The sequence below is a fragment of the Mesorhizobium sp. L2C084A000 genome (assembly GCF_000502875.1).
GTDB lineage: Bacteria > Pseudomonadota > Alphaproteobacteria > Rhizobiales > Rhizobiaceae > Mesorhizobium.
On sequence record NZ_AYWX01000004.1, the window covers coordinates 159,708 to 170,167 of the forward strand.

The following is a 10,460-nucleotide window of genomic DNA, read 5'->3' on the forward strand; positions in this document are numbered from 1 at the left end:
TGAAACATGGCTAAGACCGATATTGCGCGGCGCGTCTACAACCACACCTGGAAGCTCGATCCGATCGTGCGTAGCCTGCTCGACACGGATTTCTACAAGCTTCTGATGCTGCAGATGATCTGGGGCATGTACCCCAAGGTCAACACCACCTTCTCGCTGATCAACCGCTCGACCTCGGTGCGCCTTGCTGACGAGATCGACGAGGGCGAATTGCGCGAACAGCTCGACCATGCCCGCACGCTGCGCTTCTCCAAAAAGGAGATGATCTGGCTCGGCGGTAACAATTTCTATGGCCGCAAGCAGATCTTCGAGCCGGAGTTCCTCGCCTGGCTGGAAGGCTTCCGGCTGCCCGAGTATGAGCTGTCAAAGCGCGACGGGCAGTATGAGCTGACCTTCAGCGGGCCGTGGATGTACACCACGCTGTGGGAAATCCCGGCGCTCGCCATCATCAATGAACTTCGATCGCGCGCGGCGATGCGGGCGTTCGGGCCTTTCGCGCTCGACGTGCTCTATGCCCGCGCCAAGTCCAAGATGTGGGCCAAGACCGAGCGGCTGAAGGCGCTGCCCGGCATCCGCATCTCGGACTTCGGCACGCGCCGGCGCCATTCCTTCCTGTGGCAGCGCTGGTGTGTCGAGGCGCTGAAGGAAGGCATCGGCGAGGCGTTCACCGGCACTTCCAACGTGCTGCTGGCCATGGACAACGACCTCGAAGCGCTCGGCACCAATGCACATGAGCTGCCTATGGTGTTCGCCGCGCTTGCCGACTCGGAAAAAGAACTGAGACAGTCGCCCTACAAGGTGCTGCAGGACTGGCAGCGCTACTATGGCGGCAACCTTTTGATCGTGCTGCCCGATGCGTTCGGCACCGCCTCCTTCCTGCGCGACGCGCCGGACTGGGTGGCCGACTGGACGGGTTTCCGCCCCGACAGCGCACCGCCGATCGAGGGCGGCGAAAAGATTCTCGCCTGGTGGCGCGACAAGGGCAAGGATCCCAAGCAGAAGCTGTTGATCTTCTCCGACGGGCTCGAGGTCGAGACGATCGAGGAGACCTATCGCCACTTCAAGGGCAAGGTGCGTATGTCCTTCGGCTGGGGCACCAATCTGACCAATGATTTCGAAGGCTGCGCGCCGACGGAAACCGACAGCCTCGACGCCATATCGCTGGTTTGCAAGGTCACCGAGGCCAATGGCAGACCAGCGGTCAAGCTTTCCGACAATCCGGCCAAGGCGACCGGCGATGTGAAAGAGATCGAGCGGTATCTCAGTATCTTTGGCGAGAAGGACCGCGTGGAGCAATTGGTCAAGGTGTGAGGGGTGATGGGACTCCTGGCATCGCCTGCAAAGATGGAATCTCGGATAGCTTGAGTTCCCGCACACCCCCCTCTGTCCTGCCGGACATCTCCCCCGCAAGGGGGGAGATTGGCCGCTTCGACCAGTCCGCCTTTTTCTCCGAAGTTGAAGATTGGCGAAAGCCTGGGCGACATCCGATCTCCCCCCTTGCGGGGGAGATGGCCGGTAGGCCAGAGGGGGGTGTGAAGGATCGCGGCGGCGAAGGTTATCGCCTCTTGATCACAAGCTTCATTTGCTTATTCGTATCCCTCCCCACCCCCGCCTTCGCGCACGCCTCCGATCGTGGCCATGTCCTGCTCCTGCCGACCGGCTACTATCTGGTCGGCGGCGCCTTCGCCGTGGCCATCAGCTTCCTCGTGCTGGCGCTGCTGCCTGCGGATTTGCTCGACCGTTTCTGGCGCCGGCGCCTGCCGTTGTTTGCCCTCAGAGACGCCACCCGCGCCGCCATCAGCCTGCTATCCTTCGCCGGCTTTGCAATTCTCATCGCCGCCGGCTTTTTCGGCAGCCGCGACCCACTTTCCAATCCTCTGCCACTGGTGATCTGGACCCTGTTGTGGGCCGGTGTCACGCTGCTGCAGGGTGTCTTCGGCGACCTCTGGTCATGGCTGAACCCCTGGTATGGACCATGGCGTCTCGCCTCGCGCCTGTTCGGGACCGGGGATCACGGAGCATGGCGCCTGCCCCGATGGGTCGGCTGCTGGCCGGCTGCCATCCTGTTCTTCGCCTTCGCCTGGTTCGAACTCATCGATCCCGCGCCCGACGATCCGGCACGGCTGGCTTTTGCCGCCGGCCTATATTGGCTGTTCTCTTTCCTCGCCATGCTGGCGTTCGGCTATCGCGGCTGGAGCCGCAGCGGTGAATTCCTGACGGTTTTCTTCTCGATGGTGGCGCGCTTCGCCGTGGCCGAACGCAACCAAGACGGCCGGCTTGCACTTTGCTGGCCCGGCGCCAAGCTGCTGGCCGCGGAGCCCTTGCCGGCCAGCGGCATAGCTTTCCTGCTGCTAGCCCTGTCGTCGGTATCCTTCGACGGCCTGTCGAAGACCTTCTTCTGGCTCGGCCTGTTCGGCATCAACCCGCTCGAATTTCCCGGCCGCACCGCGCTGATCGGCAGCGGCACTTTCGGGCTGATCCTGACATTCGCGCTGCTGGCGGCGGTGTTCCTGCTTGCCGTCCGGCTCGGCCAGCGTCTTGCCGGCAGCGATCACACCCTCGCCCAGGCGGCCGGCGTGCTGGTGTGGTCGATCGTGCCGATCGCGCTCGCCTATCACGTTGCGCATTATCTGATGGCGCTGCTCGTCGACGGCCAATATGCGCTTGCGGCACTTTCCGATCCGTTCGCGATGGGCTGGAACCTGTTCGGCACCGCCGACATGCAGATCGAGGCCGGCATCGTTGCGGGGGCGGACTCTGCGTGGTGGCTGTGGAATATCCAGGCCGGCGCCATCATCCTGGGCCATGTGCTCGCCGTCCTCGTCGCTCACGGCTTCGCCTGGCGCCTGCACCCACAGCCCTCCCGCGCGGCACTCAGCCAGTTCCCTCTCACCTTGCTGATGATCGCCTACACCGTCTTCGGCCTCTGGTTGCTTGCCACGCCGACGGTCGGATGAGAAAAGGCGACCAGCATGCCTTGGGGGGAAAGCCCGCTTGCCACGTCGGGGCTTTGGTGATTTAGTTTGTACACATGCGATTTTTTGCCTCGTTACAGCCAGTCAAAACTCAAGAACAGGGGAACTGCCGTGACTGACAAGAATGGGTTTTTCGATCTCTCCAGATCCACGCTCACCCGCCGCACGGCGCTGAAGGGTCTGGCCGCGGGCGCCGGCCTCGGCCTGGCCCCCGGCTTCGTCCGCTATTCCCAGGCGCAGAGCTCGGCGCCGATCAAGATCGGCTTCCAGTCGCACCGCACCGGCATCGGCGCTGCCTATGGCCGCTGGTACGAGAAGACCACGGCTGCCGCGGTCAAGGCGATCAATGCCGCCGGCGGCATCAACGGCCGCCAGGTCGAGGTGATCATCGAGGACGACGGCACCGATCCCGGCCGTGGCGCCGAGGTGGTCGGCAAGTTCGCCACCCAGCACAAGACCGACATCGTCTTCGGCACGCTGTTCTCGCATGTTGTCATCGGCTCGGCGCCCGCCGCCGGCGAAAACAAGATGCCCTATTTCGTCGTCAGCGAAGGCCATCACGTCGCCTCGACAAAGCTGAACCGCTATGTCTTCCAGCCCGGCATCACCGACGTGAAGAGCCAGATCCAGTCGATGGCGCCGTGGATCGCGGCCAATGCCGGCAAGAAGGTGACGCAGATCTTCCCCGATTTCGCCTTCGGCTACGACCATCGCGACTACCTGCCGCCGGCACTGAAGGCGCAAGGCGCCGAGGTCATNGATTTCGCCTTCGGCTACGACCATCGCGACTACCTGCCGCCGGCACTGAAGGCGCAAGGCGCCGAGGTCATCGCGCAGATCGCCATCCCGCCGACGGAATCGTCCTTCACCAAATACTTCCCGCAGATCCCGGCCGAGACCGAGGTGATCTACCACGTCATGGTCGGCCCGGCCGTGCTCACCTTCGTCAAGGAGCTCGGCGAGTTCTACGGCTCCAACCGGCCGCAACTGTTCGGCTTCATCGATTCGCTCGAGGCCACCGACATCAACAGCCCCGGCCTCGAATTCCTGGACGGCAGCCATTTCTGGGAAGGCTCGCCGCGCTATGCGCAGGCCAACGATTCCGAAGCGCAGAAGGCCTATCGCGCCGCCGTCGGCATCGACGACAATGGCGCTGCCGTCGGCGATCCCAAGGATGTCTCCACCGCAGCCCACATGTTCGGCTGCTGGGAGACGCTCTACGTCGTCAAGAAGGCAATGGAAGACGCCGGCTACAAGGGTCCGGAAGACCGCGCCAAGCTGGTCGAGGCGACCGAGGCCCTGACCGAGTTCGCCGAAGGTCCGGAGCATCCGCAGGGGCCGAAAACCTTCAACGGTAAGATCCACCAGTGCTTTGGCATCCAGAACATCTCCAAGGTCGAGGGCGGCAAGCTCAAGGTCGTGCACAAGACCAAGATCGAGGACGGGCTTTACGAGGCCGAGGGGGATTACACGACGCAGGCGCTTTGAGCTTAGCTCCAGCAGCGTGAGCGCCAAGACACCCCCCTCTGTCCTGCCGGACATCTCCCCCGCATGGGGGGAGATCGGCAGTTCGTGCGGCGGTGCCCATCTGCGAGCGTTGATGGTTGGCGAAACCAGTGAGGACATCCAATCTCCCCCCTTGCGGGGGAGATGTCCGGCAGGACAGAGGGGGGTGCCTCGCGCATCCGCCGGTGCGTAGCCGATGCACTTCGGTCCCCACCTACTCCTCGCCGCCCTCGAAGGCCTCGTCACATCAGCCGTGCTGGCGCTGACCGCGCTTGGCCTGTCGCTTGTGTTCGGCGTGATGCGCGTCGTCAACGTCGCGCATGGCGAGTTCTTCATGCTGGGCGCGGTGCTCGCCTGGGCGATCACCACGGCCATCGGCGGTCACCCTGCGCTCGGTTTCCTGGCGGCGCTGGTGATTGCGCCGCTGATCGTCGGCGCCATTGCGTTGGTCGCCGAACGGCTGGTGCTGCGCCGGCTCAATTATAATCCGGAAGCCACCATCGTCGCCACCATCGGCATGCTCTACATCATCCAGCAATTGGCGCTGACTTTTTACGGCCCGGAGGCGCGGCCGGTGGAGCCGCCGTTCAGCTATCGCATCCTTTTGCCTTGGTTCGGTTACTCTGGCTACAAACTGTCTGTTATCGCCACTTCGGCGCTGCTGCTCATTGCGACATGGCTGGTGCTGACGCACACCAGGATCGGCCTCGTCATGCGCGCCACCCAGTATGACAGCGAAACCGCACAGGCCTTCGGCATCCCTGTCGGCCGTGTCTATGGCGGTGTCTTCGCGCTCGGTGCCATGCTGGCGGCCATTGCCGCGGTGCTGATCGTGCCGATCAGCCAGGCGCATTATCTGATGGGACAGGATCCGCTGCTGCTCTCCTTCATCGTCGTCATCATCGGCGGCCTCGGCTCGCTGCGCGGCACGGTCGTCGCCGCCGTGCTGATCGGCCTCTCCGACGGCATCATCTCGATGTTCTTCTCGCCGACTTTGGCCAAGATCATCGCAACGCTGCTGGTCGCCATGGTGCTGGTGTTCCGCCCGCAAGGCCTGTTCGGGACGGCATCGCGATGAGCGAAGCTTCGCCGGCAAAAGCCTATGCCCTGCATCTCGGCGTCATCGCGCTGCTCTTCGTGCTGAGCTTCCTGCTGCCGGAGTACTATCACGGCCTGCTCGCCCGCATCATGGTGCTGGCGGTCTTTGCCATGGGCTACAACATGCTGTTCGGCTATGTCGGCCTGCTCAGCCTTGGCCATGCCATGCTCTTCGCCGCTGGGCTCTATGGCGCCGGCCTTGCCGTCATCCAGCTCGGCTGGAGCGTACCCCTGGCCTTCCTCGGCGGAATTGCCTGCGGCGCAGTCCTGGCACTGGTGATCGGCCTGCTGGCACTGCGCACCACGGGTGTCGCCTTCATGATCGTCACCATGATGTTCGCCCAGGTTTTTTATCTCCTCATTCTTTATTTTGCGGCGTGGACCGGCGGCGACCAGGGCATGGTCGTGCCGCAGCCGGCGCGGGTGCTTAGCTTCGGCACGACATCGCTCGAGCTCACCAATCCAACGGTGCGCTACTTGACAGCGCTCGGGCTGTTTTCGATCGTGCTTCTCGTCAAGTTGGCCATGGTCCGCTCCCGCTATGGCCGCGTGCTGGTCGCCATCCGCGAGAACGAGGAGCGGACGAAGATGCTGGGATACGACACTTTCTCCAACAAGCTCGCCGCCGTCGTCATCTCCGGCACCATCTGCGCGGCGTCGGGTGCCGCCTATGCACTGCTGTTCGGCTATGTCGGATCGAGCTTCGCCTCGGTGCAGTATTCGATCCTGCCGCTGCTGTGGGTGCTGCTGGGCGGTGCTGCAACAACGCTCGGGCCGCTGATCGGCACGCTGTTCATGTACTATGTCATTGATATCACCAGCGGCTACACCTCCGCCTATCTGCTGATCGTCGGCATCGCGCTCATCCTTTTGGTGCTGTTTTTCCCCAAAGGCATTCTGGGCAGCATCCGCCAGCGCTGGCTCGGGTGGCTGCCATGATGCCGCTTTTGACCACCAAGGGCCTGTCGCGCAACTTTGGCGGCTTGCGCGCCATCGACAATGTCGATTTCGCGCTGATGCCGGGCGAGATCCGCGCCGTCATCGGCCCCAACGGGGCGGGGAAAACCACCTTCGTCAGCCTGGTCAGCGGCCGCATCCAGCCGTCTGCCGGCATGATCGTCTTCGACGGCGCCGACATCACCAATCTGCCTGCCTATGTCAGGGTGCGCAGAGGCATCGCCTACACCTTCCAGCTCACCAGCGTCTATGCCAACCTGTCCGTTTACGCCAACGTCGCGCTGCCCGCGCAACTGACGCTGCGGCATGGCAGCCATTCCAAGAGCGCGATACAGGCCGCTGTCATGTCAGCACTCGAACGCACCGGCCTAGCCGATCGTGCCCACATGCCGGCCGGCCAATTGTCCTACGGCCATCAGCGCCTGCTGGAAGTGGCGATGGGCCTGGCGCTGAAGCCGCGCCTGCTGATCCTCGACGAACCGACGCAAGGCCTGGCCGACTCTGAGATCGACAATTTCATCACGTTGGCGCGCGAGATCGCCAAAAACGCCACCGTGCTTCTGATCGAGCACAACATGCCCGTGGTCATGCAACTGGCCGACCGCATCACCGTCTTCAACGCCGGCAAGATCCTCGCCGAAGGCACGCCCGAAGCAATCCGCGGGAACGTGGCGGTGCAGGAAGCCTATCTGGGGACCGCCCCATGACCGAGACAAACAAGGCCGAGGCGACGTCTCAAGCACTCACCATCTCGGGGCTCGACTGCTTCTATGGCGAGGTCCAGGTGCTCTATGGCCTCGACCTGGTGCTGAACAAGGGCGAGGTGCTGTGCCTGTTCGGCCGCAACGGCGCCGGCAAGACGACGACGCTCAAAGCCATCATGGGGCTGGTTCCCTCGAGCGCCGGCTCGATCAAACTGGCTGGCCAAGAGTTGACCGGGCTGCCGGCGCATGAGGTGCCCAAGGCCGGCGTCGCCTATGTGCCCCAAGGCAGGCGGCTGTTCGCCGAGATGACGGTGGCGGAGAACATCGAGATCGGGCTGATGGCGCGCGGCAAGGGCAAGGCGGCGCGTGAAAACGTGCTCGACCTCTTTCCGTTGCTGCGCCAGCGGCTGCGGCAACGTTCAGGCACACTGTCCGGCGGCGAGCAGCAGATGCTGGCGATGGCGCGCGCGCTCTGCCTCGAGCCGCAGGTGCTGCTGCTCGACGAGCCGACCGAAGGGCTGATGCCGTCGATGATCGCCAAGATCCGCGAGACGGTGTCGAAGCTGCGCGACATGGGCGTTTCGACCATCCTAGTCGAACAGCGTGTCGATGCGGTGCTTTCTGTCGCCGACCATGTTGCCTTCATCGAAAACGGCCGCAACCGCGAGACGGTCGATGTCGAGGAATTGCGTGCCGACCCGTCGGCGGTGCGCCGTTATGTCGGCGTGGGCTGATCAGCCGAAGAACAGAAAACCCGCACCCAAAAATGTCGGGATCAGCACCAGGCCCGACCATGCCATATAGCCGAAAAAGCCCGGCATCTTGACGCCGCGATGCCTGGCGATGGCGTAGACCATGAAGTTCGGCGCATTGCCGATATAGGTGTTGGCGCCCATGAACACCGCACCGGCCGAGATCGCAGCCAAAGTCGAGGCGAATTCCGTCATCAGGTGCCGGGAGTCGCCGCCGGCAAGCTCGAAGAACACCAGATAGGTCGGCGCATTGTCGAGGAAGGATGACAGCGCCCCAGTCAGCCAGAAATAGGCGAGGTCATTGGGCCCGCCCGAAGGCGAAGTGACGAGGGCGACCAGCGGCGCCAGCGCGCCCTCATGGCCGGCCCTCAGGATAGCGACGACCGGCACGATGCAGATGAAGATGCCGGCAAACAATTTCGCCACCTCCGATATCGGACCCCAGTTGAAGCCGTTGGCTTCGCGGTATTCCTTGCGCGAAATGGCAAGTGAAAAGAGGGCAAGCGCCAGGATGAGAGCGTCGCGCACCAGGTTCTGCAGTTCCAGGCTGACCCCGCACACGGAGAAGCTGACGCCCGGCTTCCAGGTTGCCGACAGCAGGATGGCGCCGATCACGCCCGCCAGCAGCGGAAGGTTGGCCAGGCCGCGCAGACGCACCTTGGTATCCGGTGTCGGATCCTTGATCTTCGGCGCGCCAGCCTCGCGCCGGTGCAGGATGATGTCGATGCCCAGGAAGACGGTCAGCACGGCACCGCCGACGAACAGCGTCTCGCGCCAGAGGTTGGCGGTCGTCCAGAAGAAATCGACGCCTCTGAGGAAGCCGACGAACAGCGGTGGATCGCCCAAGGGCGTCAGCGAGCCACCGATGTTGGAAACGAGGAAGATGAAGAAGATCACGACATGGGCGTTGAACGGACGGTTGTCGTTGGCGCGGATGATCGGCCGGATCAGGATCATCGAGGCACCGGTCGTGCCGATCACCGATGCCAGCAGCGCGCCGACCAGCAGCAGGCCTGCATTCACCAGCGGCGTGCCGTGAATGTTGCCGGCAATGAGAATGCCGCCCGAAATGGTGAACAGCGCAAACAGCAGGATGATGAACGACATGTATTCGGTGAGCAACGCATGCAGCACCGCTTCGGTCGCTGTGGGGACACCGAAGGCAACCGCCAGCGGCAGGACCACCAGAGCGCCCCAAAGGGCCGCGATCTTGCCGTAGTGATGCTCCCAGGCATGAGGAAACAGCAGCGGACCGGTGGCGATCGACAACAACAGCCCGGCAAAGGGCAGCGCCCACCACAGCGACATCGAAGCGCCGGGCAGGCCGTGTTCCTCCGCCGCGAAAGCTTGTGCCGGAAACAGCGTAGCGGCAATTATCGCAGCGCATGCAGCCAACAGGGGAATCGGATATGAAAAAGGCCCCCTCATCCGGCCGCTACGCGGCCACCTTCTCCCCGTTGGGGAGAAGAGACGAGCTTCGGCGCCGGCAGCCTCCTCTCCCCTAGGGGAGAGGTCGGATCGCCCCGAATTGCCCTTCGCAATTCGGCTGGCTTCACCGAAGGCGACAATCCTGCCTTTAAACATCGGATCTCTACCTGTTGCCCCACGATCCGTTCAATCCGACAAAGGGTCTTCGAGCGTCACGCCGGCGTCGCGCATGCGCTGCAGCATGGCATGGAGCGAGCCGTTGAGATCGATGCCGCGGCAGGCATCGAGCCGCACTATGGTTTTAAAGCCCTGGCTAACGGCGTCCAGCGCCGAGAAGGCAACGCAGAAATCGGTCGCCAGCCCGACCAGGGTCAGCGTGTCGATGCCGCGCTCCCGGAGGTAGCCGGCAAGGCCGGTCTGTGTCGTGCGATCGTTTTCGAAGAAGGCCGAGTAGCTGTCGATATCAGGCCGGAATCCCTTGCGGATGACGAGTTCGGCCTTGGTCCAGGCGAGGCCGGAATGGAAATCGGAGCCCAAGCTGCCCTGGATGCAGTGGTCCGGCCACAGCGTCTGCTGGCCGTACGGCATCTCGATCATGGTGAAGGGATGCGCGCCCGGATGGCTCGAAGCAAAGCTGGAGTGACCGGCGGGATGCCAGTCCTGCGTCAGCACGACATGGTCGGTTCGCCGGATCAGGTCGTTGACCAGCGGCACGATCTCATCGCCGCCAGCAATCGCCAGCGCGCCGCCCGGACAAAAATCGTTCTGCAGGTCGATGACGACAAGCGCTTCGTCGGCCATGGGCTTTCCTCTTCCGTATGCAGGCTCCAGTGGAAAATGCCGCTGACGCGACCGGACGCAGAAACTTGACCAGATGGCCGGCGGCGTCAACCTCTCGCGACATAACAAATGCGTGCCGGCCGGGTCGCTGCAAACTCCGGCTTTGACAAATCCTGCGGGCTTGATATCATTTGCATACGAATGAATTTCTCGGCTTGAACGCCGGAAATACCGGATTCGGAAAGTTCCTTTTCTGGAAG

At 63.3% G+C, this 10,460-nt stretch carries 9 protein-coding genes; 7 read left to right on the plus strand and 2 right to left on the minus strand.

From position 1 onward, the window contains the following. The first annotated feature begins 6 nt into the window (after positions 1-6). The 7 genes from pncB to X735_RS154120 all read left to right on the plus strand — a co-directional run bounded on the left by pncB (position 7) and on the right by X735_RS154120 (position 7,974). A complete protein-coding gene (gene pncB / locus X735_RS154150; RefSeq protein WP_023810727.1) occupies positions 7-1,311 on the plus strand; it encodes a nicotinate phosphoribosyltransferase in 1,305 nt (434 codons plus the stop codon). Between the two features lie 197 nt (positions 1,312-1,508). Continuing rightward, positions 1,509-2,957, plus strand: a complete 1,449-nt coding sequence (locus X735_RS154145) for a hypothetical protein (RefSeq protein WP_023810728.1) — start codon at positions 1,509-1,511, stop codon at positions 2,955-2,957. 129 nt (positions 2,958-3,086) lie between these two features. Next, positions 3,087-4,463 (plus strand): ABC transporter substrate-binding protein, encoded by a 1,377-nt coding sequence (locus X735_RS154140; RefSeq protein WP_023810729.1) that lies wholly within the window; start codon positions 3,087-3,089, stop codon positions 4,461-4,463. Positions 4,464-4,677: 214 nt separating this feature from the next. After that, positions 4,678-5,559, plus strand: coding sequence for a branched-chain amino acid ABC transporter permease (locus tag X735_RS154135; protein WP_023810730.1), 882 nt, complete (start codon positions 4,678-4,680; stop codon positions 5,557-5,559). Further along, entirely contained in the window at positions 5,556-6,518 is a 963-nt protein-coding gene (locus tag X735_RS154130; RefSeq protein ID WP_023810731.1) for a branched-chain amino acid ABC transporter permease, read from the plus strand. Before X735_RS154135 ends, X735_RS154130 begins: the two co-directional genes overlap by 4 nt. Then, positions 6,515-7,243: an ABC transporter ATP-binding protein gene (locus X735_RS154125; protein WP_023810732.1), complete on the plus strand. Its 729-nt coding sequence runs from the start codon at positions 6,515-6,517 to the stop codon at positions 7,241-7,243. The genes X735_RS154130 and X735_RS154125 overlap by 4 nt, the downstream gene beginning before the upstream one ends. Next, positions 7,240-7,974: an ABC transporter ATP-binding protein gene (locus tag X735_RS154120; protein WP_023810733.1), complete on the plus strand. Its 735-nt coding sequence runs from the start codon at positions 7,240-7,242 to the stop codon at positions 7,972-7,974. The genes X735_RS154125 and X735_RS154120 overlap by 4 nt, the downstream gene beginning before the upstream one ends. Here X735_RS154120 and X735_RS154115 read toward each other — a convergent pair whose 3' ends face one another. Together X735_RS154115 and pncA are read right to left on the minus strand one after the other, a co-directional pair. After that, the gene (locus X735_RS154115) at positions 7,975-9,387 is read right to left on the minus strand and encodes a sodium:proton antiporter (protein WP_023810734.1); all 1,413 of its coding nucleotides are present in this window, start codon (positions 9,385-9,387) and stop codon (positions 7,975-7,977) included. 219 nt (positions 9,388-9,606) lie between these two features. Then, positions 9,607-10,221, minus strand: coding sequence for a bifunctional nicotinamidase/pyrazinamidase (pncA, locus tag X735_RS154110; RefSeq protein WP_023810735.1), 615 nt, complete (start codon positions 10,219-10,221; stop codon positions 9,607-9,609). Between the last annotated feature and the right edge of the window lie 239 nt (positions 10,222-10,460).

Bases quoted from the DNA above. Each gene is read 5' to 3' on its own strand.
- pncB (WP_023810727.1), top strand. From the start codon at position 7: ATGGCTAAGACCGATATTGCGCGGCGCGTCTACAACCACACCTGGAAG.
- X735_RS154145 (WP_023810728.1), top strand. From the start codon at position 1,509: ATGGCCGGTAGGCCAGAGGGGGGTGTGAAGGATCGCGGCGGCGAAGGT.
- X735_RS154120 (WP_023810733.1), top strand. From the start codon at position 7,240: ATGACCGAGACAAACAAGGCCGAGGCGACGTCTCAAGCACTCACCATC.
- pncA (WP_023810735.1), bottom strand. From the start codon at position 10,221: ATGGCCGACGAAGCGCTTGTCGTCATCGACCTGCAGAACGATTTTTGT.
- X735_RS154130 (WP_023810731.1), top strand. From the start codon at position 5,556: ATGAGCGAAGCTTCGCCGGCAAAAGCCTATGCCCTGCATCTCGGCGTC.
- X735_RS154135 (WP_023810730.1), top strand. From the start codon at position 4,678: ATGCACTTCGGTCCCCACCTACTCCTCGCCGCCCTCGAAGGCCTCGTC.
- X735_RS154125 (WP_023810732.1), top strand. From the start codon at position 6,515: ATGATGCCGCTTTTGACCACCAAGGGCCTGTCGCGCAACTTTGGCGGC.